Annotated in this window: 23 protein-coding genes and 1 tRNA gene; 13 read left to right on the plus strand and 11 right to left on the minus strand. The window is 53.8% G+C overall.

Annotation, left to right across the window (positions count from 1 at the left end; all coding sequences use genetic code 11):
- Window positions 1-72: 72 nt before the first annotated feature.
- Genes AB9F29_RS14200 through AB9F29_RS14210 form a run of 3 tightly spaced genes read left to right on the plus strand, consistent with a single transcriptional unit; the run spans window position 73 to window position 2,520 of the window.
- Window positions 73-726, plus strand: coding sequence for a DUF6778 family protein (locus AB9F29_RS14200; RefSeq protein ID WP_369756157.1), 654 nt, complete (start codon window positions 73-75; stop codon window positions 724-726).
- A 53-nt stretch (window positions 727-779) separates the two neighbouring features.
- Window positions 780-1,979, plus strand: coding sequence for an RSP_2647 family RNA methyltransferase (locus tag AB9F29_RS14205; protein WP_335584858.1), 1,200 nt, complete (start codon window positions 780-782; stop codon window positions 1,977-1,979).
- On the plus strand, window positions 1,972-2,520 hold the full coding sequence (locus AB9F29_RS14210) for an RSP_2648 family PIN domain-containing protein (RefSeq protein ID WP_369756158.1): 549 nt from the start codon (window positions 1,972-1,974) through the stop codon (window positions 2,518-2,520). Before AB9F29_RS14205 ends, AB9F29_RS14210 begins: the two co-directional genes overlap by 8 nt.
- Window positions 2,521-2,605: 85 nt before the next feature.
- Here AB9F29_RS14210 and AB9F29_RS14215 read toward each other — a convergent pair whose 3' ends face one another.
- The 6 genes from AB9F29_RS14215 to AB9F29_RS14240 all read right to left on the minus strand — a co-directional run bounded on the left by AB9F29_RS14215 (window position 2,606) and on the right by AB9F29_RS14240 (window position 7,625).
- Entirely contained in the window at window positions 2,606-3,103 is a 498-nt protein-coding gene (locus AB9F29_RS14215; RefSeq protein ID WP_335584860.1) for a hypothetical protein, read from the minus strand.
- A gap of 495 nt (window positions 3,104-3,598) precedes the next feature.
- Complete coding sequence (locus tag AB9F29_RS14220; RefSeq protein WP_369756159.1) at window positions 3,599-4,780, minus strand: VWA domain-containing protein; 1,182 nt, start codon at window positions 4,778-4,780, stop codon at window positions 3,599-3,601.
- Between the two features lies 1 nt (window position 4,781).
- The gene (locus tag AB9F29_RS14225) at window positions 4,782-4,949 is read right to left on the minus strand and encodes a hypothetical protein (RefSeq protein ID WP_369756160.1); all 168 of its coding nucleotides are present in this window, start codon (window positions 4,947-4,949) and stop codon (window positions 4,782-4,784) included.
- Between the two features lie 28 nt (window positions 4,950-4,977).
- A complete protein-coding gene (locus AB9F29_RS14230) occupies window positions 4,978-6,345 on the minus strand; it encodes a DUF2927 domain-containing protein (RefSeq protein ID WP_369756161.1) in 1,368 nt (455 codons plus the stop codon).
- Window positions 6,346-6,789, minus strand: coding sequence for an N-acetyltransferase family protein (locus tag AB9F29_RS14235; protein WP_369756162.1), 444 nt, complete (start codon window positions 6,787-6,789; stop codon window positions 6,346-6,348). It abuts the gene before it with no gap.
- Entirely contained in the window at window positions 6,786-7,625 is an 840-nt protein-coding gene (locus tag AB9F29_RS14240) for an AAA family ATPase (protein WP_369756163.1), read from the minus strand. Before AB9F29_RS14240 ends, AB9F29_RS14235 begins: the two co-directional genes overlap by 4 nt.
- A gap of 183 nt (window positions 7,626-7,808) precedes the next feature.
- Here AB9F29_RS14240 and dksA point away from each other — a divergent pair, with 183 nt between their 5' ends.
- Both dksA and AB9F29_RS14250 read left to right on the plus strand, forming a co-directional pair.
- The gene (gene dksA / locus AB9F29_RS14245) at window positions 7,809-8,231 is read left to right on the plus strand and encodes an RNA polymerase-binding protein DksA (protein WP_039002196.1); all 423 of its coding nucleotides are present in this window, start codon (window positions 7,809-7,811) and stop codon (window positions 8,229-8,231) included.
- Window positions 8,232-8,303: 72 nt separating this feature from the next.
- Window positions 8,304-9,488 (plus strand): FAD-dependent monooxygenase, encoded by a 1,185-nt coding sequence (locus AB9F29_RS14250; protein WP_369756164.1) that lies wholly within the window; start codon window positions 8,304-8,306, stop codon window positions 9,486-9,488.
- On the opposite strand, the gene xth is transcribed toward AB9F29_RS14250, so the two are convergent.
- Window positions 9,485-10,291, minus strand: coding sequence for an exodeoxyribonuclease III (gene xth / locus AB9F29_RS14255; protein ID WP_369756165.1), 807 nt, complete (start codon window positions 10,289-10,291; stop codon window positions 9,485-9,487). The two genes, AB9F29_RS14250 and xth, sit on opposite strands and share 4 nt — an antisense overlap.
- A gap of 31 nt (window positions 10,292-10,322) precedes the next feature.
- On the minus strand, window positions 10,323-10,646 hold the full coding sequence (locus tag AB9F29_RS14260) for an iron-sulfur cluster assembly accessory protein (RefSeq protein WP_039002200.1): 324 nt from the start codon (window positions 10,644-10,646) through the stop codon (window positions 10,323-10,325).
- 70 nt (window positions 10,647-10,716) lie between these two features.
- On the opposite strand from AB9F29_RS14260, the gene AB9F29_RS14265 reads away from it, so the two are divergent.
- The 7 genes from AB9F29_RS14265 to AB9F29_RS14295 all read left to right on the plus strand — a co-directional run bounded on the left by AB9F29_RS14265 (window position 10,717) and on the right by AB9F29_RS14295 (window position 18,067).
- On the plus strand, window positions 10,717-11,901 hold the full coding sequence (locus AB9F29_RS14265; protein WP_369756166.1) for a deoxyguanosinetriphosphate triphosphohydrolase: 1,185 nt from the start codon (window positions 10,717-10,719) through the stop codon (window positions 11,899-11,901).
- Window positions 11,902-11,970: 69 nt separating this feature from the next.
- The gene (gene argS, locus AB9F29_RS14270) at window positions 11,971-13,713 is read left to right on the plus strand and encodes an arginine--tRNA ligase (RefSeq protein WP_369756167.1); all 1,743 of its coding nucleotides are present in this window, start codon (window positions 11,971-11,973) and stop codon (window positions 13,711-13,713) included.
- A gap of 76 nt (window positions 13,714-13,789) precedes the next feature.
- Complete coding sequence (locus AB9F29_RS14275; RefSeq protein ID WP_369756168.1) at window positions 13,790-15,277, plus strand: SPOR domain-containing protein; 1,488 nt, start codon at window positions 13,790-13,792, stop codon at window positions 15,275-15,277.
- Window positions 15,274-16,299, plus strand: coding sequence for a beta-N-acetylhexosaminidase (gene nagZ, locus AB9F29_RS14280; protein ID WP_369756169.1), 1,026 nt, complete (start codon window positions 15,274-15,276; stop codon window positions 16,297-16,299). Before AB9F29_RS14275 ends, nagZ begins: the two co-directional genes overlap by 4 nt.
- On the plus strand, window positions 16,292-17,113 hold the full coding sequence (locus AB9F29_RS14285) for a ScpA family protein (protein ID WP_369756170.1): 822 nt from the start codon (window positions 16,292-16,294) through the stop codon (window positions 17,111-17,113). Before nagZ ends, AB9F29_RS14285 begins: the two co-directional genes overlap by 8 nt.
- Window positions 17,103-17,786, plus strand: a complete 684-nt coding sequence (scpB, locus tag AB9F29_RS14290) for an SMC-Scp complex subunit ScpB (RefSeq protein WP_335584872.1) — start codon at window positions 17,103-17,105, stop codon at window positions 17,784-17,786. Before AB9F29_RS14285 ends, scpB begins: the two co-directional genes overlap by 11 nt.
- A 71-nt stretch (window positions 17,787-17,857) precedes the next feature.
- The gene (locus AB9F29_RS14295; protein WP_039002204.1) at window positions 17,858-18,067 is read left to right on the plus strand and encodes a hypothetical protein; all 210 of its coding nucleotides are present in this window, start codon (window positions 17,858-17,860) and stop codon (window positions 18,065-18,067) included.
- On the opposite strand, the gene AB9F29_RS14300 is transcribed toward AB9F29_RS14295, so the two are convergent.
- Window positions 18,064-19,218 carry an MFS transporter gene (locus AB9F29_RS14300; RefSeq protein ID WP_369756171.1) on the minus strand — a complete coding sequence of 385 codons (1,155 nt, stop codon included), beginning with the start codon at window positions 19,216-19,218 and terminating at the stop codon, window positions 18,064-18,066. The two genes, AB9F29_RS14295 and AB9F29_RS14300, sit on opposite strands and share 4 nt — an antisense overlap.
- 76 nt (window positions 19,219-19,294) lie before the next feature.
- Between AB9F29_RS14300 and AB9F29_RS14305 the strand changes: the two genes are divergently transcribed.
- Entirely contained in the window at window positions 19,295-19,822 is a 528-nt protein-coding gene (locus AB9F29_RS14305) for an Lrp/AsnC family transcriptional regulator (protein ID WP_335584874.1), read from the plus strand.
- A gap of 7 nt (window positions 19,823-19,829) precedes the next feature.
- On the opposite strand, the gene AB9F29_RS14310 is transcribed toward AB9F29_RS14305, so the two are convergent.
- Complete coding sequence (locus tag AB9F29_RS14310) at window positions 19,830-20,906, minus strand: 2'-deoxycytidine 5'-triphosphate deaminase (RefSeq protein ID WP_369756172.1); 1,077 nt, start codon at window positions 20,904-20,906, stop codon at window positions 19,830-19,832.
- Between the two features lie 131 nt (window positions 20,907-21,037).
- Window positions 21,038-21,114: transfer RNA gene (locus tag AB9F29_RS14315), tRNA-Pro, on the minus strand.
- Window positions 21,115-21,131 lie beyond the last annotated feature (17 nt).

Raw genomic sequence — 21,131 nt, forward strand, 5'->3', positions numbered from 1 at the left:
GCGCATTGTCGCCCCAATTCACCTCCAAAGTTAATGTGAGCAGAAAACAGGGCAGAAGCCCGGAGGTGAAAGATGAAATCTATCAAAGCTATATGCGTTGTTGCCGTGGCCCTAACACTCTCAGCATGTGCTGGCACCGAACAAGTGAGCCGAGGCACAACTCCCGCGTTTCCAGTTGTTATGGCTCCAGCGGTGTTTTCCGTTGATGCTGTCAACGTTATTGTACCAGAATCGCTGAAGGTCTCCGAGGCGCATCTTTTTTACCCATTTGCCGACATTGTATGGCGCGGTGATGTTCTTGGCGACCGCCACGATCAAGTTGCCTCTATCTTTACAACCGGAATGGGACGCGGCGCGAAAGCCTTTAGCGGCAAGCGCCATGTCGTCGTTGACATACAAGTCCTTCGGTTCCATTCGTTGACCGAGCGGGCGCGCTATTCCGTCGGCGGTGTTCATTCGATCAAATTCGTTATGAATGTACGGGATTCTCAAACGGGCGCGCTTCTGATGGACTCAAAAGTGATCAAGGCCGACTTAAATGGCTATGGTGGCGCGCGGGCCGTTGCAGCGGAACAACGTGGTTTGACGCAAAAAGTGCGTATTACCTCCCATATTGCAGGTGTCTTGCAACGTGAGTTGACCCAGTTGAGCACGCGACTTGAAGGAAATCCGGGTCAAATGTTTACCGTGAGCCCCTCTACGAACGTTTTGGACGACGCCGCATAGCACAAAGGGCGCAAGACCCTTTCCATAGCTGAAAATTACGCATAAGAGGGGGCATGACGCATCCCTCTTATCCCATTATCCGCCTTAAACCCAACGCCGAAGCTCGCGCAATCCGCCACGGCTTCCCTTGGGTTTACGCCAATGAACTCGTGACAGACCGCCGCACAAAAGCGCTGGCATCCGGTGCTTTGGCCATTCTCGAAGACACAAATCGCGCCCCGATGGGCGTTGTGACACTCAACACCAAATCCAAAATCATCGCCCGTATTCTGGACCGTGATCCAGAGGCCACGATTGACGCGGCATGGTTTGAGGCCAAGCTTCGCCGTGCGCTTGATCATCGGGAACGGCTGTATGACACGCCGTTTTACCGGCTTGTGCACGCCGAAGCAGATGGCCTTCCAGGGATCGTGATCGACCGCTTTGGCGATGTCGCGGTGATCCAGCCAAATGCCGCATGGGCAGAGGAACTCTTTGATACATTGAGTGCCGCCTTGATCAAGGTCACCGGTGTGACAACCGTTGTGAAAAACGGCACGGGCCGCGCCCGCAGTCTTGAGGGGCTGACCGAGGAACTTGTTGTAATGACAGGTGAAATCGACGCGCCAATCCCTGTGCCGATGAATGGTGCCACCTATATGGCGGACATTCTGGGCGGCCAGAAAACCGGATTGTTCTTTGACCAACGACCCAACCACGCCTTCACCCAGCAGCTCAGCAAAGGCGCAAAAGTCCTTGATATGTTCTCGCATGTTGGCGGGTTTTCCCTCGCGGCCTTGGCTGGCGGCGCGACATCGGCACTGGCCGTTGATAGCTCCGCAGGCGCGCTCGAACTCGCCCGCCAAGGGGCTGTTGCCAGTGGCTTTGAGGATAAATTCACCACCCGCAAAGGCGACGCGTTCGACGTCTTGGCCGCTTTGGCCGAAGAGGGCGAAACCTTTGACGTCGTCGTCTGTGATCCACCTGCCTTTGCCCCTTCCAAAAAGTCGCTCGAAGCAGGTTTGCGCGCTTACGAACGGATTGCCCGTCTTGCGGCAACCTTGGTAAAACCGGGAGGCTATCTGGTTGTGTGTTCGTGTTCTCACGCTGCAGACCTCCAGAAGTTCCGCAACTCAAGTGCACGTGGAATCGGCCGCGCTGGTCGACGTATGCAATTGGTCAGCACGAATTTCGCAGGCCCCGATCACCCGCTTTTGCCGCATTTGGCAGAAAGTGGATACCTCAAGGCGCTGACTTTCCGTCTTGATGTCTAAGATCCTTCTCGACGCTTGTGTCCTCTATCCTACCGTTATGCGTGCAGCCCTCATTGGGGCTGCGCGTGCAGGGCTTTATACGCCGCTTTGGTCGGAACGTATCTTGGAAGAATGGGCGCGGGCCGCGGCGCGGCTTGGGCCTGTTGGCGAAATGATCGCTCGTGGGGAAGTGACTGTTTTAAAAGCGGAATTCCCGCGTTCCTGCATCGCCGAGGCCAAGGGGCTTGAACGCCGACTTTACCTACCCGATGCCAACGACATTCACGTTTTTGCCGCTGCAATCGCAGGGCATGGGGATGCTATTGTCACGATGAATCGCAAAGATTTTCCGGGGAATATTCTGGCCGAAGAAGGGCTGGACCGCTTTGATCCCGATAATTTTCTGCGGGCGTTTTGTACGACACATCCCAAGATAATGAACGATATCGCAGCTGAGATAACAACAGAAGCACGCCGTCTGTCTGGTACGGATATCGAAACCCGCAAACTCTTTAAAAAGGCCCGTTTACCAAGATTTGGCAAGGCCGTAGAGCAAGTCTAAATGCTGTGCGATGGCAGAATTAGAAAGAGGCGGGGTGTAATCCACGCCGCCTCTTTTTCCGTTAAAGGGGTATTAACCAAGTCGCTTACCAATCGGCAATCTCGATCAATTCCGCAGTTGTATAGGACGCAGGGTCAAGGCCAAGGACGGCTGCAAGTTGACGTTTGCCAGGGCTCACAGCATTCGGTGCTATCTCACTGATTTCACCTGCAGCGCGCGCTTTGATGAACGCGATTTTTTCCAGATCATTCTCGTTTTCGGCTACAGAAAGCTCAATGAGAGTCGAAGCAGAGTATCCATTGGTGGATACGCCTTCGATAGCAGCCAATTCAGCGACGCCACCGCTTACATTTCCAGTGTAGTCTGCGCGCGACACGCGGTTTTCACCCAAGAGGTAAAAATTCAGTTTTTCATCGTCTTGAGTTTTGCGTGCTTGGTCGATTTGGATCAATTCCGCTGTTGTATAAACGCCAGCTTCAACTCCTGCAATTTTAGCGAGTTGATCGTTACCTGCATTGGCAGCACCAGCGAAAGGAAGGGCTACTGCAAGAGCGAGAGCGGAAAGAGTTATTTTGTTAAACATGATAGTCTCCATTTGGATGCGACAAGATCCTGATTCAGCAATCGTTGCCGCGTTTCTATGATAGACAGATATGCGGTGCTCGCAGCTTTAAAAAGGGGAGCTTCGTTCACAGTAAAATGATCTTAGTCTTTGGAAACTAAGTCATTTTTTCGTGAGGGGGTTGAAATAGAACGCCCTCGCACCGAATGAGTAAAATATCATAAAAGGGTGCTTTTTTCAAGGTAGCGCTGTGCAAGACCGCACCAAACATGCGCGGAAAGTTGCACAGGCGCGAATGCAGGTCTCATCTGCATTTCTGCACGGTTCGGAAGGGTTGACGTACTTGAAATACCAACGGTGAGGAGGGAGGTATAATTTTTGCCGCATTTCCAAGTGTATAGTTGAATATGCGATTTGGGGTCGGAGGTTTGTGTGAACTTCGAGCAATAAGTCGATGTGGTAAAATATTACAGAAATGAGACCAAATTTTGGACAAAATAGTCGGACATTTTTCGCCTACGTCAGGATTTTCATCGCTTTTGTGAGCCCATCAAGACTCATCGGAACCATTTTGTCATCAAAAATATCGCGCACCATGTCGATGGATTGGGTATAGGGCCAGTATTTCTGGTCCAGTGGGTTGATCCAGACGTGATTTGGCCATTGCTCACAGGCGCGTTCGAGCCACGTTTGCCCAGATTCGTCATTCCAATGTTCGTTTGCGCCACCCTTATAGGCGATTTCATAGGGGGACATCGACGCGTCGCCCACGAAAATACAGCGGTAATCCGATCCATAGCGGCGCAAAATATCCCACGTGGGGATTTGCGCATTCCAGCGGCGGGAATTGTCGCGCCACACCCCTTGATAGAGGCAGTTGTGGAAATAGTAGTGCTCAAGATGCTTGAATTCGCTCCGCGCGGCGGAAAAAAGCTCCTCAACCAGTTTGATATGGGCGTCCATACTACCGCCGACGTCCAGAAACAGGACGACTTTGATCGCGTTGTGCCGCTCGGGCCGGGTGATCACATCGAGGTATCCATTATGGGCCGTGGCGCGGATGGTTCCGTGAAGATCAAGCTCTTCATTCGCCCCATCGCGCGCCCAGTTGCGCAGCCGTTTCAGCGCGACTTTGATATTGCGCGTGCCAAGGGCAACGCTGTCGTCAAAATCGCGAAACTCTCGCTTGTCCCACACCTTGACCGCACGTTGATGGCGGCTTTCGGATTGCCCAATGCGCACACCCTCGGGATTATAGCCATGCGCGCCAAAGGGGGAGGTGCCGCCGGTACCGATCCATTTGTTGCCACCTTGGTGGCGCTCTTGCTGCTCCTTGAGGCGCTCTTTGAGGGTCTCCATCAGCTTATCAAACCCGCCCAAACCTTCGATTTCGGCTTTTTCCTCGGCGGTGAGGTGCTTTTCGGACATTTTTTCGAGCCAGTCAGCCGGAATATCGACGGCCTCAAGGACTTGGGCGTCCGTAATCTCGGCGATGCCGTCGAAACTTAGCGCGAAAGCTTTGTCAAAACGATCAATGTGGCGTTCGTCTTTGACCATCGCGGTGCGCGCGAAATAATAGAAGGTTTCGATGTCATAGGTCGCGATTCCCGCCTGAAGGCCGCGCAAAAACACCAGAAACTCGCGCAGAGTCACGGGGACATTCTGGCTGCGCATTTCGGTGAAAAAGCGCAGGAACATATCAACCCACGGCGCGTGCGAAAATCAACGTGATAATGATTGAAAGGAGGCCGAAAATCAGGGCGAAAACGGTTGCGTAATGGACATAATCCAAGGTTGCACCTTCGCGACGGCGGGCAAAAAGCGCCCCGACAAGGGCACCGGCGATCAAGGCAAAAATTGTGTTCATATATTTCTCACTCTGGCATTGAACCGCGCTAGGACCGTGTTGAAACCAATCCTGAAATCTCGGCTTGGCGACGGCGGATCGCGTTTATATCGGTAAACCCATATCGTGCCCAGCCAAGGCTGTCGAGGGCGACCGTCTGTGCCTCTGCGTCGCGCCCCAAAAGGAGGAGGGCCTCTGATTTGATCATCAGGAGGGTTGAAAGCAAAATTGCGTTCTCTGAGGCGCGGGCGTCGGCCAGATGGCTGTCGGCGATTTGCAGCGCGGCTTTGCCGTTGCCATCGATCAAGGCAAACCCCGCTAATTGCATCCCGATATGCGCTAACTGTGCTTGGGTGTTGCCCGTCTGAATGTAATATTGGCGTGCTGTGAGAAATTGTTTGAGGGCATAATCCGTATTTGTCGACAAAAGCATACGGGAATACACATAGTGGGAAAAGGCGCGTCGTGTATCCGTCCAGCCATATTTTTGTGCTATTTCAACGGCTTGTGCGGCGGATTGTGTGCGTTTTTGTTTTGGATTTCCCGGTGAGAGCGCGGTCTCGATGGCGCGTTTCCACTCTACGGGCGTTTGAAGGGCAGGTGCCGGACGCACAGCGCCTCCCGACGGATTGAGGCGTTGGAGAACCGTGGGAAGTGCGGCTTGCACGGCGCTACTGGTCATTCCGGAGCGCAATTCTGGCGCGTAATAGGTGCGCAGAATGAGCATGTCAAAGCCCGTAAGGATTGTATGGAAATTGTCATCGTTAAACACGCTGTCCGGCAGACGGTAGAGATCATTTAGCGGCCCAAGCGCTTGAGCGAGTTCTTCGTGCAGACAGTCCCGAAACTCTTGTGTACTCACATCATTTGGGATGAAAATCGCGGTGTGTTGACGCGATCTTAGGGTCGTCCAATCGGTGACTGCGCCACGCCGGTTGCGCTTGTAATCGGACCAATTCGTAATGCGTGGCACGACAAAACAGGCCGCATTAGGCAGGTACTTTTGCAGCGTCCTGCGGGAAATGGTTTCTATATTGATCGACGCGGTTTTATTTTGGGGAACCATCGTGATCTGAATGCCAGCCTCGCGCTGGATACGCGCCAAAAGGCGGGCCAATTCGTTGTCGGCACCCGGCGGGCGCTTGCCGCTCATGCGGACGGTGATCGGCCCCTCAAAGCGCGACAGGGTTTCGATCCGGCGGCCACTTTCCAGACGAAACGAAAGATCAAGGAAGTCTTGTGCGATCTGGCTATTGGAGCGATTGGCCCGTGGAATAGCGGTGCCGGAAAAGGTTTTCATCGCGGGAAATGTATTGCCGTCAAACTGGGTTCGAGAATCTCTGCGGGCGGTAGGTTCATGGACCGTTGGCGCTGCACAGGCTGAAAGAAGTAGGAGGAAGGCAATTTTTTTAAACATTTATGGTCCCTGATATTTGAGGAAAGGGGTCAGACTTGCAATCCTATCATAAAGCTGACGGGCTTGGGCATTATCTTGAGCGGTATTCCAATAAACGGACGGATTTCCCGCCTTAGCGGCTTTTTCATAGACGGCTTCAATGAGGGCGCGCCCAATGCCTTTGCCGCGCACATGCGGATCGGCCCAGAGGTCTTGCAGATAGCAAACGTCTTCAACTTTCCATCCGTGGCGGTGGAAAATATAGTGGGTTAGGCCAACAGGCTTGCCGTCGATCTCTGCGATCAACCCGTTGAAATCGCGCGGGTCATCCCTCAAGAGGCGCTCAAAATATACATCATAAATGTGGTCGGGAAGGGTGGTTTTGTAAAAGGACAGATACCCGCGCCAAAGGCGACTCCACTCAGATTTGTCCTCAAGTGTTAGGGGCCTAATATGGACGGTCATCGTTGCCCTCGTGCGATAAAGGCGAGGCGTTCAAAGAGAGCAACATCTTGCTCATTCTTCAACAATGCCCCGTGAAGTTTCGGAAGGGACGACCGCGCATCGCGTTTCAGGTCTTCTGCGGTGAGGTCTTCGGCAAGCAATAGTTTTAACCAATCTAATACCTCGGATGTGGAGGGCTTTTTCTTGAGGCCTTGGGTGTCACGGATTTCATTAAATTGGGTCAAAGCTGTGGTCAAAAGCTGTTCTTTTATGTTCGGATAATGCGTTTTGACGATCGCTTTCAGCGTGTCGAGATCGGGAAAACGAATGTAGTGGAAAAAGCAACGACGCAAGAAGGCGTCTGGGAGTTCTTTTTCATTATTGGATGTGATGATCACAATCGGGCGCAGTTTCGCGCTGATTGTTTCCCCTGTTTCATAGACGTTAAAAGCCATTTTATCGAGCTCTTGGAGCAAGTCGTTCGGGAACTCGATGTCGGCCTTGTCGATTTCATCAATCAGCAAAATCACCCGTTCGGGCGAGTCAAAAGCCTGCCAAAGCTTGCCCTTTTTGATGTAATTGCGCACATCGTGCACGCGTTCTTCGCCCAACTGGCTATCGCGCAGGCGACTAACCGCATCATATTCATAAAGCCCCTGTTGCGCCTTCGTCGTCGATTTGATGTGCCATTCCAGCAGCGGCATGTTGAGCGCTTTGCTGATTTGAACCGCGAGTTCGGTTTTGCCCGTTCCAGGTTCGCCCTTAACCAAAAGGGGACGTTCCAAAGTAATTGCCGCATTTACGGCAACCGTCAAATCTTGCGTCGCTACATAAGCGTCCGTACCAGTGAATTTCATAAGGTTTATCGTGGCCTATCTGTAAAGTGTCCGTTGAGCTTACCGTCATGGTGAAAATGCTTCAATGGGGGGCTAAATCGGGGTGACAATCGGTTTAGGATGCAATAAACCACGCGCAGTATGAGGGCGCCTGATAACCGACTCACTCAAAGTTAAGGTATCAGGACTGTACGAGGAGCAGGCATGAAAGCCACTGAAATCTTTTCCGAAGACTATAGTCCCACTGAGGACGAAGACTTCATGAATGACCGCCAAACAGAGTATTTCCGCCGCAAATTGCTGGATTGGAAACACGAACTTGTCGCGGGAAGCAAAGACACCCTTGAAGGTCTCGCAGACGGAACGCGCAACATTCCTGATGTTGCTGACCGCGCGTCGGAAGAAACCGACCGCGCGCTTGAGTTGCGCACGCGGGATCGTCAGCGCAAGCTGGTGTCCAAAATTGATGCCGCACTGCGTCGGATTGACGAAGAAGAGTATGGATATTGTGCCGTCACTGGCGAGCCAATTTCGTTGAAACGTCTTGAAGCGCGCCCAATTGCGACATTGTCCCTTGAGGCACAAGAATCTCACGAGCGCCGCGAAAAAGTTCACCGCGACGATTAAGCGCTCTTAATATCCAATAATTAAAGCCGCCGCCGTATTCATACAGCGGCGGTTTTGCGTTAAGGCAGTTCTATGTTGCTCATTGGTCAAAAAATTAGCGTCCTTGGCGCGGGAATCGGCGGGTTAACCGTCGCCACAGCGCTGGCGCATCGTGGGGCGCAGGTTACGATCTATGAACAAGCGTCCGAGATCAAAGAGGTCGGGGCAGGAATTCAAATTTCACCCAACGGGTTTGCAGTTTTGCGGGCCTTGGGGATGGGGGACGCGCTTAGAAACGTAGCGCGACGGGGACGCCGCGTAGAGCTTTTGGATTTTCGGCGCGGCGGTCCTGTGTTCTCGCTTGATTTGGACGTAAACGGCGACGGGTTTCCCTATTATTTTGTCCATCGCGCCGATCTTATTGGCCTCCTTGAAGAGGCCGCCCGCGCCGCTGGTGTTGAAGTAAAATTAGGACAACGCATTGAAGCCGTTGATGTCTCTGCAGTTGCCCCGCGTCTGAAGCTGGAAGATGGCACAGAAATTGCCTGTGATATTTTGCTGGGCGCGGATGGCTTGCACTCTAAAGTGCGCGCGGCGCTCAACGGTGAAACGCCGCCAAGGTTTACGGGCCAAGTCGCGTGGCGTGCGATTGTGCCCTCTGCCGAAAACACCCGAAACGAAACCACAGTTAAGGTCTATATGGGCCCCGGATGTCACCTCGTTTGCTATCCGTTACGCGATGGGTCAATGACCAATATTGTAGCGGTTCAAGAGCGAGATCTTTGGGCTGACGAAGGCTGGAATCACGCCGACAATCCGGATAATTTGCGGACCGCATTCGCTGCGTTTCGCCCCGAAGTTCAGGCCCTCCTTGCTAAAATTAAGACCACTCAACTTTGGGGGCTTTTCAGGCATCCGGTTGCGCCAATCTGGCACAAAAACAACGCGGCAATTCTAGGAGATGCAGCGCACCCGACTTTGCCTTTTCTGGCGCAAGGCGCGGTTATGGCGTTGGAGGATGCGTGGGTTTTGGCAGATGCGATGATTGCGGCGGAAACTGCGGATCAGGCGTTTGCGCTTTATCAAAATACTCGTTTTTCAAGGGTATCGCGAATTATTGAGGCCGCAAGTCAAAATGCGCGTAACTATCATTTGCGCCCGGGACCGTTTCGCACATTGGCACATGGGGCACTTAAACTCGGATCGCACATCGCACCCCAGATGGCCGCGAAAAAGTTCGACTGGATTTACACCCACGACGTCACAAAAAAAACCTAAGCGGCGAGTTCAACCCAGACAGGCACGTGGTCCGAGGGCTTCTCTTTGCCGCGCACTTCGCTGTCGATTTGGCAATCGAGCAGCAGGTCGGCGCATTGCGGCGACAGCAGGAAATGATCGATGCGAATACCGTTGTTTTTGTTCCACGCGCCAGCCTGATAATCCCAGAAACTATAGTGATCAGGGCCTTGCACGCGGGCGCGGAAAGCTTCGGTGAAGCCAAGATTTAGGATTCGACGCCAAATCGCAAGACTTTCGGGGCGGTAGGCCGCGTCGCCTTCCCATTGGGCGGGGTTGGCAGCGTCTTCGGCTTGGGGAATGATATTGTAGTCGCCGGTCATCAGAAGGGGGATTTCTTCGGCCAAAAGGGCCTGAGCGTGGGCATAAAGCCGCTCCATCCACCCCAGTTTATAGGCAAATTTTCCGCCTGCAACCGGTGTTCCGTCTTCATTCAATTCCACCGGATTACCGTTGGGTAAATACAATCCGCACACGCGGATCGGCGTGTCGCCCATGACAGTAGCTTCGATCCAGCGGGCTTGCTCGTCAGCGTCATCGCCGGGAAGGCCGCGTGTGACATCCTCAAGAGGGAATTTGCTCAGGATCGCGACGCCGTTAAAGGATTTTTGGCCGTGGACTTCAACGATATATCCCATGTCCTCAAAAATCTCGGATGGAAAACCCTCGTCTACGGTCTTGATTTCTTGCAATAAAACCACGTCTGGCTTGGCATCCTCAAGCCACTCGGGCAAGGCGTTGATACGGGCTTTGATGCCATTGATATTAAATGTCGCAATTTTCATATTCGCCCTAACGCCAGTTTTCAGAGGGGTTTTACATGGAAAAGCTGGTGCCGCAACCACAGCTTGCGGTGGCATTCGGGTTTTCGATGGTGAAGCGTGCGCCGATCAATTCTTCCGAGAAGTCGATCACAGCATTCGCAAGAAACGGCAGGGAGACGCTGTCGACAACAACTTTCTCGCCGCCGCTTTCAAGGACCAAGTCCTCATCCAAAGCTTCGTCAAGTTTGATTTCATACTGAAAGCCACTGCATCCGCCGCCTTCGACGGCCACACGCAGAACTTTTCCTTCACCCGCAGCACCGATTTCGGCGAGGCGTTCAAAGGCACGGGGGGTCACTCGGGGTGGCAAAATCATTAGCGCGTTTCCATTCTGTTACCAAACACATATAAGGTGTCTAACGCACAGCGACAACAGGCAGAACATTATGCTCGCAAAATTTGCTTCCGATCCAGCTAGAAGTAGGGGACGCCTGTTTCCTGAAGAGGAAAGCGCCCATCGCTCGCCGTTTCAACGGGATCGGGATCGCATCATCCACGCCAGCGCCTTTCGGCGGCTCAAGCACAAAACTCAAGTGTTTATTGAGCATGAAGGCGATTATTTCCGCACGCGGCTCACCCATTCAATTGAGGTGGCACAGGTTGCGCGCACTTTGGCGGGAAGTTTTGGGCTTAATCAAGAACTTACTGAGGCCGTGGCCTTGGCGCATGATCTGGGGCACACGCCGTTTGGACATACGGGCGAGGATGCGTTATCGGCGCTGATGGCGCCCTATGGTGGCTTTGACCATAACGCACAGGCCTTGCGGATTGTGACTGATTTGGAGCGTCACTATGCCGAATTCGATGGCCTCAACCTCACATGGGAAACTCTTGAGGGTATTGCCAAACACAACGGTCCGGTCACGGGCAATTTGCCCTATGCGCTGGTTGAATATAATGCCCGCCACGATTTGGAATTGGATACCTATGCCAGCGCCGAGGCGCAATGTGCAGCACTTGCGGATGACATCGCCTATAACTCGCACGACTTGCATGACGGGCTTCGTGCGGAACTGTTTTCAACCGACGATCTGTCTGAGCTCCCGCTTCTAAGCGATTGTTTTGCAAGGGTTGATGCGAAATATCCAGACCTGAATTATTACCGTCGTCGCCACGAAGCCCTGCGCCGGTTCTTTGGGGTTTTGGTCGAAGATGTGCTGGTTGAAAGCAAGGCCCGCCTCGCAGACCTCAACCCGCAATCCGTCGAAGATATTCGTGCCGCAGGGCGTTCGATGATCCAATTCTCAGCACCTGTGTGGAAAGACCTAAAAGAAATTCGCGCGTTTCTGTTTACGCGGATGTACCGCGCGCCGATGGTTGTGAAGATGCGTGGAAAAGTGACGCAAATGGTGGATGAATTATTTCCGCTCTTTATGTCAAACCCAGATTTGCTGCCCAAGCAATGGCGCAAAGATGTGGCCGATAGCGAAAGCGAAACCGAACTTGCGCGGATCGTGGCGGATTATATTTCGGGGATGACCGATCGTTTTGCCATTCAGGAACACAAGCGTCTGATTGGCGGCGTGAAGCCCAATAATATCGTGACGGGACAGATCGAGTTTAAAGATTAACGCGCATCGGAATGGTTGAATGTTCCGTAGATCATGCTAAACCGCGAGCATAGCTATAGGAACCAAAGAATGAACCTTTTTGCCGAAATTCGTGGCCTCGTGATCGAGAGCCTTAATGCCATGACATCCGAGGGGATTTTGCCCGAAGGACTCGATTTTGCGAACGTCGCAGTTGAGCCTCCGCGCGATGCAGCTCACGGCGATATGGCAACGAATGCAGCAATGGTTTTGGCCAAACCCGCCAAAATGAAACCACGCGATGTGGCCGATGCTTTGGCGCTCAAGCTGACTGCGGATCCGCGCATTGACCTTGCCGAAGTTGCCGGTCCCGGTTTTTTGAATTTGCGTTTGGCTCCGAACCTTTGGCATGGGATTGTCAAAACGGCCTTAATGGACGCGACCTATGGTCGTTCTGATATGGGCGCGGGCATTAAGGTAAACGTCGAGTTTGTCTCTGCCAATCCGACTGGCCCCTTGCACGTCGGGCATACGCGCGGTGCGGTTTTTGGTGATGCGCTGTCAAGCTTGCTGGATTACGCGGGCTATGACGTGACACGCGAATATTACATTAACGACGGCGGCGCACAGGTTGATGTGCTCGCGCGGTCGGTTTACCTACGCTATCTTGAGGCGCTTGGCCAAGAAGTGGCATTTGAGGATGGCACTTATCCGGGCGATTATTTGATCCCCGTCGGCAAGACACTTTCCGAAGTTTACGGCGATAAGCTGACAAAAATGGAAGAGGCCGAGTGGCTTCCTATGTTGCGCGATTTTTCCATCGACGCGATGATGCATTTGATCCGCGAAGACCTTGCAAGTCTGGGTGTCGAGATGGACGTTTTCTCAAGCGAGAAAGCGCTCTATGGCACGGGCCAAATCGAGGGCGCGATTGAGGCGCTTCGCATGCAAGGCCTGATCTATACGGGCACACTTGAGGCTCCCAAAGGCAAGCTCCCCGAAGACTGGGAGCCCCGCGAGCAAACCTTGTTTAAGTCAACAGAGCATGGCGATGACGTGGATCGCCCCGTTATGAAATCAGATGGCGCATGGACGTATTTTGCCCCAGATATCGCCTATCACTATACCAAAATCGAGCGCGGATTTGACCAGTTGATCGACGTCTTCGGCGCGGATCACGGCGGCTATGTGAAACGCATGAAAGCTGCGGTTTCCGCACTTTCGGGCGGCGAAGTCTCTCTTGACGTGAAATTGACCCAGCTTGTCCGTCTGTTTAAAGATGGCGAACCGTTTAAAATGTCCAAACGGGCAGGGACCTTCATTATGTTGCGCGATCTGGTCGAGCAAGTTGGCCCCGATGTGACCCGTTTTGTGATGCTTACCCGCAAAAACGACGCGCCCTTGGATTTTGATTTTGCCAAGGTTCAGGAGCAAAGCAAAGATAATCCCGTGTTCTATGTTCAATACGCACATGCGCGGGTGAACTCGGTTTTGCGCAAGGCGACCGAGGCGGGAATTTCCTGCGAAGACAAAGACTTGATCGCTGCCGATCTTAGTGGACTGATCCATCCGTCAGAGATTTCCTTGGCCAAGAAAATCGCGGAATGGCCGCGAATGGTCGAAATCGCAGCGCGTACAAATGAACCGCATCGCATCGCGTTTTACCTCTTTGATATTGCCTCCGAGGTGCATGCCTTGTGGAACCTTGGCAACGATGATGTGACGCTTCGGTTTATCCAAGAGGGTGAAGTGGCAACGTCGCAAGCGAAAATTGCGCTCATTCGGGCAGCAGGCGTTGTTATTTCTTCAGGTCTTGGTATTCTCGGAGTTACTCCGGTTCAGGAAATGCGCTGACGACAAGGGCAATAGAGCCGGATCTTAAGCAATACAGGGGGCATTTGCCCCATGTTAAGATTGTGGCGAGGCAAACATGAGCGAGCAGGAGCGCCCCTCTGGGCGACCCCAAAAACCCCAGGATTTTTCCCTGCCCTCCCTTGGCGAGGAGCTGGATTCTGACGGGCGTCCGACGGGCCGTTCTGGGGCGCGGAAAACGGCGTCTCGGCCTTTTGATCCCACGCAATACGTCCAAGGTCGCCCCGCAGGAGTGCAGGCGGACGATAGCCGTTCAACCCGTCGTGGCCCCCGTGAAGACATCGATTTGGAGGATTTGCCACCGCCATCTTACCAGCCACAAATCACACCTCAGCCCGAAGTTTCTAACGAACCCGAGGCGTTTGATCGCGTCTATTCGCGTGTGGATTCCCGTGCTGATACCAAAGAGATAGAGGTTGAATCCGCCTATATCTTTGTACCGGCAAACCGCGCGCAATCTGTGCCCGACCCCATTCCTGAACCCGCGCATAAACCTGCACGGCCAATGGCAAAAATATTGAACCTTGTCGGCGCTGCGACATCCATCGCTTTGGTTTTGGGGCTCGGTTTTTGGGGGTATCGCTTGGCGGTGCGCGACGTTTCGGGCATTCCAATCGTTAAGGCTCTTGAGGGGCCCATGCGCATTCAGCCCGAAGATCCAGGGGGCGAATTGGCGACCTATCAAGGACTTGCAGTGAACGCGGTTCAGGCTGCAGGCGAGGCGGAAGCGACAGCTGATCGGTTGGTTCTTGCGCCATCACCGGTCGAAATTCGGGAAGGGGATGGAGTGTTATCCGCCCCCATTATATCCCTCAAAGGTACCGACAAAAGCTCGGAGCAGACATCCGAAACCCCTAAAAAACTTGAGGCGGTTGTAGCAAATGCCCCGCAAGCGCTCGATACTCCTTCGGTGCCTATGGACGAGGAAATAGAGGGAACTGAAGCGGAAGAAACTTCCATTGAAACGCCCAAGCAAGAGATAGCTATCCAAGCACCTGCCGCGTTGGATGTTGTTGCGGCTTCAGAACAAGTGCTCTTGGATGATAACGAGGATCAAGCCCTCGCGACCGAGTTAAGCGATGATGATCTCCAGCCGGATGCCATAGCCATTTCAGTACCGGGCGTTTCGAAATCGCCACGTCCTCTTGATCGTCCTGCGGATTTCTCGGATCGTGTTTTGGAGCAACGCATCATCGCGAGCCAAACCAGCGCAGTATCGTCGACACAGGTAAGCGAAGACGGGGAGTTGCAAGGATTAAGTGCTGTCGAAATAGCCCCTGAAAATCTACCCGCCGGTACCAATTTGGCACAGCTCGGCGCCTATCCAAGTGCCGAAATTGCCCGCGCGGAATGGGACAAGAAAGCGGCCAAATTTGAAGACTTTATGTCGGGAAAAACACGGGTCATCCAGCAAGCCGAAAGTGGCGGTCGCGCGTTCTATCGTTTGCGTGTGCACGGGTTTGACACGATCAACGAAGCCCGCCAATTTTGTGCCGCGCTTCAAGCTGAAGGAGCGGAATGTATTTCCGTTGTGATACGTAAATGAGCGAGAATACCGCTATTCAGACCGCGACAAGCGCCGTCATTTTCGGCTGTTCAGGACCAGAACTCCTGCGCGCAGAGTCCGATTTTTTTGCTCGGATCAAGCCCTTTGGATTTATACTGTTTGCCAGAAATATTGAGTCGCCCGAACAACTTTTAAAATTGACATCTGATTTGCGAAACAGTGTTGGTTGTGACGCGCCGATATTGATCGACCAAGAGGGTGGTCGCGTGGCCCGCATGCGCGCTCCACATTGGCGCGAATGGCTGCCAGCACTTGACGAGGTCGCGACGTCCTCTCACCCTGAGCGCAGCATGTATTTGCGTTCGCGGATCATGGCACAGGAATTACTGGCCGTCGGCATTGACGCAAATTGCGCACCCGTTTTGGATTTGGTTCGTCCGGAAACTCATGGTGTTTTGGCCAACCGTTGCTATGGCGAAATCCCTGAAATGGTTGTGAAAATAGGCCGCGCGGTTGCCAGTGGTTTGCGTGATGGGGGCGTTTTCCCTGTGGCGAAACATATGCCAGGGCACGGGCGCGCGAGTGTTGATAGCCACAAAGACCTCCCACGCACAGACGCAACAGCCGAGCTTCTGGCGGCGCATGATTTTGCTCCCTTTAAGGCGCTCAATGACCTCCCCATGGCGATGAGCGCTCATGTTGTTTACGAGGCTTATGACACGGTTCCTGCAACAACATCCCTAAAAATGATCCGTTTGATCCGTCAGTATATCGGCTTCTCTGGTCTACTGATGAGTGACGATTTGTCGATGGAAGCTCTCTCGGGAACGCCAGCCACACGCGCGGCGGCCTGTCGGGAAGCGGGCATTGACGTGGTTTTGCATTGCAACGGAATCCTGTCGGAAATGGAAGCCGTCGCCGAGGCCGCGGGCCCTCTGACAGATGTTGCGAAAATACGTGCGCAAAATGCCTTGGCGACACGCCGCGCCCCAGATGACGCGGATATTTCCATTTTAGAAGCTGAACATCGCGCACTTTTGTCTGGAGCTGGCCGTGTCTGAAAACCTGTTCGCATCAGAAGAATTGGCCAAAAAAACAGCGGATGACCTCTCTGTTGAGGAACGTTTGGCGGCGGAATCTCTGATTGTGGATGTGGAGGGGTTTGCCGGACCGCTCGACCTTTTGTTGTCGCTCAGCCGCACCCAAAAGGTGGACTTGCGGCGTATTTCGGTGACCGAATTGGCTGAGCAATACCTAAGGTTTATCGATCAAGCGAAGGCGTTGCGTATTGAATTGGCTGCTGACTATTTAGTTATGGCCGCGTGGTTGGCTTTCTTGAAATCACGGCTCCTTTTGCCCCCGATTCCCGGTGAAGACGGGCCTACGGGCGAAGAACTGGCCGCGCACTTGGCCTATCAGTTGGAACGTTTGCAAGCGATGCGCGATTGTGCAGCCCAACTGATGGCTCGGGATCAATTAGGGCGGGATTTCTTTGCGCGTGGCTTCCCAGAAACCGTGGAGCGCGTGCGCAAAGTGACGTATTCGGCGACGCTTTTGGACCTGATGCAGGGATATGCGCGCACGCGTACCCGAGACGATTTTCGCCCCTTTGTTTTGGATCGCCACTCGATTTTAACCATGGAGCAAGCCCTTGAACGCCTGCGCGGGTTGATTGGCTATGCGGGGGATTGGACGGGGCTTGAGACCTATTTGCCGGAGGGGTGGAACTTTGATCCCGCAAAACGGCGCAGCGCCACGGCCTCAACATTTGCAGCCTCGCTTGAGTTGGTGAAAGCGGGGCAAATCGAGATACGTCAAGGTGACGCATTTTCGGCCATTCAAATCAGAAAGAGGGCAGATTCCAATGGCGATTGACCCCCAAAACCTCGCCGATCCGGCCCCACAAATGGAAGAGAGCCTGTTTGAGGCCCCTCCGCTGGCCGAGCAAGAGCGCATGGTTGAGGCCATTCTTTTTGCGAGTTCCGAACCCGTTACTGTGCGCGAACTCGAAGCACGGATGCCGCATGGGTGCGATGCGTCGGAGGCGCTTGTTTACCTTCGTAAACGGTATGAAGGGCGGGGAGTGACAATCAATCGGGTCGGGGATGCTTGGGCCGTGCGCACGGCGGGTGACCTAAGTTACTTGATGCAAAAAGAGATTGTGGAAACGCGCAAACTCTCGCGCGCCGCCATCGAAACACTGGCGATTATCGCCTATCACCAGCCTGCGACCCGCGCAGAAATCGAAGAAATTCGCGGCGTTTCGGTGTCGCGTGGAACGATTGACCAACTTCTGGAGATGGAATGGATTCGGTTTGGGCGGCGTCGGATGACACCGGGGCGACCAGTAACTTTTGTTGTAACTCAAGGGTTCCTGGATCACTTTGGTCTAGAGAACGCGCGCGATCTACCCGGCCTCAAAGAGTTGCGTGCCGCTGGATTGTTGGAAAATCGACCACCGCCCGGACTTATTCCAGGGATGCCGGACCATACTGAAGATGACGACGATGAATCGATAGATGGTATTGATCAAGGCGAAATGTTTTAAGATTACGCCACAGTTTCGCTGAAATTATGCGATACTTGGACTGTGTGCACAGCAACGATGAGGACGCGAACATGAATATCGACCGAATTATTAAGATGATTATCAACCAGATTTTACGTCGCTTGGTTAACGGCGGTATTAGCAAAGGTATCAATATGGCCTCGGGAATGGGCAAGGGCAGCACGTCTAAATTGACGCCAGAGCAACAGATTCAAGCCAAAGAAGACGCCAAGCGCAGTCGCAAACTCGCACAAATGACCCGCCGGAATTCGAAGTTTTAAACCACAGCGGTCGGAACCGCCGTCTTTCTGCGCGATTGTAGGACATAGACCACGGCAAACAGGCTTAATCCGGCAGAAATGAGACCACAAATCGCGAGGCCGTAAGTCGTAAAACCCGGACGGTAAACGAGAGTTGCCACAAAAACGCTGAGGTACATTACGGCGGAGTTTAGGCCCATAATCGCGCCGCGTTGGGCGGGATCGAGACGGGTCAACCATCCAACGGTTAGGTTTAGGCCGAGATGTTCCAAAATACCCCATGCTGGGATGATCAACAACAGCAGCATATAGCTAGATGACGCCCAAATAAGCACCAGATAAAACCCAGTGAGCAGGGCAAATATACCTGCCAATCCGCGTACAACGGGGATCCGATCCAAGATCCCGTCAAAGGCCATGGCCCCTGCGAAACCGAGGCCATAGAGGAGCGTTAGGATGCCCGCATCGCGAACGGGGCGATTGAGATTTACTTCAAGATGAGCGCCTAAGTAGTTGTAAACACCATAAAATCCGAGTCCAAGAAGCGCGACCGCAACGAGTGCTGGGACGATTCCTTCAACCTTTAAGGCCGTGAGTGGGGAGGTTGCCGATTGGCTCGCTAATTGCTGGGGCAGGTCCATGCGCGCGAGGGGGACGAGCACCGCAAAAACAGCAAAGCAAAGCCCTCCGTAGACATATTGCCACCCAAAGAAGTCGGCCACATAGGCAGAAAGCGTGACGCCTCCGACCATTGAGAGTGTCCAACCCGTCAAAACCGTGCCAATGACGCGGGCCTCTTGGCCTTTTGGAGCGATCTGGGCGGCAAGAGTATAGAGGGCGGGGATGGCGACACCTGCGCCGATTCCCGCGATACTCTGGGCGAAACAGAGCATGAATACGGTGTTGGATAGGGCGGAAGCGGCGAGGGCTAAGGCAAGTAACACGAGGGCGACACGAAGGGATCGGGCGGCGCCAAACCGGTCGGCGAGGGGAGCCAGAACCAACGCTGCCGCCGCGACTCCGAGGCCGTAAAGGGCAGCAGCGGTCATCACGCCAGCGGGTGAGTCTGCTCCAAGGGAGAGGGCGACTTTGGCGGCAATGGGCGACAGGACCAGAGAGTTGGACCCGACCACGCCAACAATGGCGGTCAACAACAGGACAGAACGGTTCATGGCGGGTCTCATTTGAATAGGAGTTTGAAAAACCCTATAACAACCGAATTGTATTCGGCGATAGGGATTCGACAGCATGGCGAAAAATACAGACAGGATTCAGGGAAATGGTTCAAGGAACGCCGAACTAGACCCTGTTGACCGAAGAATATTAGGTGAGTTGGCAGTCGATGCGACCCAGAGTTTCGCAACTCTTGGCGGAATCGTCGGCCTTTCGGCCCCTGCCGTACATGAGCGCGTGAAGCGGTTGCGGGCGCGTGGCGTCATTCGGGGAACGGTCGCCATGTTAGATGGAAAAGCCGTAGGCAAACCATTGCTCGCGTTTGTACATGTGGACACTACGGGCTGGGGAAAGACGCCCGCGTTAATGCAGTTCGCCGACATTCCGGAAGTTGAAGAGGTTCATTCTTCAACGGGGGATGCTTGTCTTATTATGAAAGTGCGTGTGGCCAGTTCGGAAGCCTTGGAAGGCTTGCTTGCGCGCCTATATGCGACCGAGGGCGTGCGAGGTACACGGACCTATGTGGCGCTTTCAACGCATACCGAGCGCAGCGTCCAAGCCGGAATATCAAGCGAGCTTGAGGATACACCAAATATTTACTGACAAATATCTATTTGAAATGTTTGGATAGTTTTAGGCCTTGGCCCTGATAGTTGGACGCAATGTCGGCACCATACAACTGTTTGGGAACCTCGGACATGCGTTCATACACTAGGCGACCCACGATTTGCCCGTGCTCCAAAACAAAGGGGGCCTCATGGCATCGCACTTCGAGAACGCCACGGCTTCCTGCGCCACCGGCGGGATCATGGCCAAATCCGGGGTCGAAGAAACCCGCGTAATGGACGCGAAATTCGCCAACCATTGCGAGGTAGGGGGCCATTTCCGCTGCACAATCTGGCGGGATGTGAACCGCTTCACGGCTTACAAGGATATAGAACGCGCCGGGGTCGAGGATAATGCGTTCATCATGCGTGTGAATGGGTTCCCAGTATTCGGCTGGGTCATAGTGGCCGATTAAATCAAGGTCGATCACCCCTGTATGGGGTTTTGCACGATAGCCGACGAGGCCCGTTTCGCCCGCACTGAGGTCAACCGAAAAACCGAGGCCTTCGGAGATGACGGCTTCGCCTGAGACCAAACCTTGCTCGGCGTGCATGACCGCGAGGTCGGCATCCGAAATCACGGCCTGTCCGGCGCGAAACCGAATTTGGTTCAGTCGCATGCCGGGACGGACAAGTACTGAGAAACTGCGCGGGCAGATTTCAGCGTAAAGGGGCCCTGTGTAGCCTGCGGGGACGCGATCGAACTCTGTGCCGCCGTCCGTAATGGTGCGTGTCAGCAAGTCTAAGCGGCCTGTGGAGGATTTGGCATTGGCCACAGCTTGCACGCCATCCGGAAGTGCGAGGCTTTCCATCAAGGGAACAACATAGACGCAGCCTTTCTCCAAAACCGCGCCGTTTGTGAGGTCTACACGGTGCATTTCAAATTCAGACAAGCGCTCGGAAACGCGCGCGCCATGTCCGGTCAGAAACGAGGCGCGAACACGGTAAGCAACTGTTCCAAGACGTAAATCAAGGGAGGCGGGCTGAATTTGTGCTGCATCAATCGCAGGAGTACCAATGATTTCGCCACGGGCAATCATGTCAGCGAGGGCTTGGCTGGGAAGGACGCCGGGGTTGTTCATGAAGCTACCTTATGCTGCCAATCGGCGCGCTGTGGTCAAGGACCGTGGAAAACGGATGTCCGCGCGACGTGTGCGGATATGGAGTTTACAAAAACGTCCGCAGCCCCGAAAGGTGCGGACGTTTTTGAAATTGGTCGGGCTAGCAGGACTCGAACCTGCGACCTTCCGTCCCCCAGACGGACGCGCTACCAGACTGCGCCATAGCCCGACTTGTGCCTCTTCATA

The sequence above is a fragment of the Falsihalocynthiibacter sp. S25ZX9 genome (assembly GCF_041205405.1).
GTDB classification, from domain to species: domain Bacteria; phylum Pseudomonadota; class Alphaproteobacteria; order Rhodobacterales; family Rhodobacteraceae; genus Falsihalocynthiibacter; species Falsihalocynthiibacter arcticus.

Excerpts from the sequence above, each read along its gene's own strand:
- AB9F29_RS14230 (WP_369756161.1), bottom strand. The coding sequence starts at position 6,345 with ATGTTTAAAAAAATTGCCTTCCTCCTACTTCTTTCAGCCTGTGCAGCG.
- AB9F29_RS14310 (WP_369756172.1), bottom strand. The coding sequence starts at position 20,906 with ATGAACAACCCCGGCGTCCTTCCCAGCCAAGCCCTCGCTGACATGATT.
- AB9F29_RS14225 (WP_369756160.1), bottom strand. The coding sequence starts at position 4,949 with ATGAACACAATTTTTGCCTTGATCGCCGGTGCCCTTGTCGGGGCGCTT.
- xth (WP_369756165.1), bottom strand. The coding sequence starts at position 10,291 with ATGAAAATTGCGACATTTAATATCAATGGCATCAAAGCCCGTATCAAC.
- scpB (WP_335584872.1), top strand. The coding sequence starts at position 17,103 with ATGGCGATTGACCCCCAAAACCTCGCCGATCCGGCCCCACAAATGGAA.
- nagZ (WP_369756169.1), top strand. The coding sequence starts at position 15,274 with ATGAGCGAGAATACCGCTATTCAGACCGCGACAAGCGCCGTCATTTTC.
- argS (WP_369756167.1), top strand. The coding sequence starts at position 11,971 with ATGAACCTTTTTGCCGAAATTCGTGGCCTCGTGATCGAGAGCCTTAAT.
- AB9F29_RS14240 (WP_369756163.1), bottom strand. The coding sequence starts at position 7,625 with ATGAAATTCACTGGTACGGACGCTTATGTAGCGACGCAAGATTTGACG.
- AB9F29_RS14220 (WP_369756159.1), bottom strand. The coding sequence starts at position 4,780 with ATGTTCCTGCGCTTTTTCACCGAAATGCGCAGCCAGAATGTCCCCGTG.
- dksA (WP_039002196.1), top strand. The coding sequence starts at position 7,809 with ATGAAAGCCACTGAAATCTTTTCCGAAGACTATAGTCCCACTGAGGAC.
- AB9F29_RS14265 (WP_369756166.1), top strand. The coding sequence starts at position 10,717 with ATGCTCGCAAAATTTGCTTCCGATCCAGCTAGAAGTAGGGGACGCCTG.
- AB9F29_RS14305 (WP_335584874.1), top strand. The coding sequence starts at position 19,295 with ATGGCGAAAAATACAGACAGGATTCAGGGAAATGGTTCAAGGAACGCC.
- AB9F29_RS14275 (WP_369756168.1), top strand. The coding sequence starts at position 13,790 with ATGAGCGAGCAGGAGCGCCCCTCTGGGCGACCCCAAAAACCCCAGGAT.
- AB9F29_RS14205 (WP_335584858.1), top strand. The coding sequence starts at position 780 with ATGACGCATCCCTCTTATCCCATTATCCGCCTTAAACCCAACGCCGAA.
- AB9F29_RS14200 (WP_369756157.1), top strand. The coding sequence starts at position 73 with ATGAAATCTATCAAAGCTATATGCGTTGTTGCCGTGGCCCTAACACTC.
- AB9F29_RS14250 (WP_369756164.1), top strand. The coding sequence starts at position 8,304 with ATGTTGCTCATTGGTCAAAAAATTAGCGTCCTTGGCGCGGGAATCGGC.
- AB9F29_RS14210 (WP_369756158.1), top strand. The coding sequence starts at position 1,972 with ATGTCTAAGATCCTTCTCGACGCTTGTGTCCTCTATCCTACCGTTATG.
- AB9F29_RS14295 (WP_039002204.1), top strand. The coding sequence starts at position 17,858 with ATGAATATCGACCGAATTATTAAGATGATTATCAACCAGATTTTACGT.
- AB9F29_RS14300 (WP_369756171.1), bottom strand. The coding sequence starts at position 19,218 with ATGAACCGTTCTGTCCTGTTGTTGACCGCCATTGTTGGCGTGGTCGGG.
- AB9F29_RS14215 (WP_335584860.1), bottom strand. The coding sequence starts at position 3,103 with ATGTTTAACAAAATAACTCTTTCCGCTCTCGCTCTTGCAGTAGCCCTT.
- AB9F29_RS14235 (WP_369756162.1), bottom strand. The coding sequence starts at position 6,789 with ATGACCGTCCATATTAGGCCCCTAACACTTGAGGACAAATCTGAGTGG.
- AB9F29_RS14260 (WP_039002200.1), bottom strand. The coding sequence starts at position 10,646 with ATGATTTTGCCACCCCGAGTGACCCCCCGTGCCTTTGAACGCCTCGCC.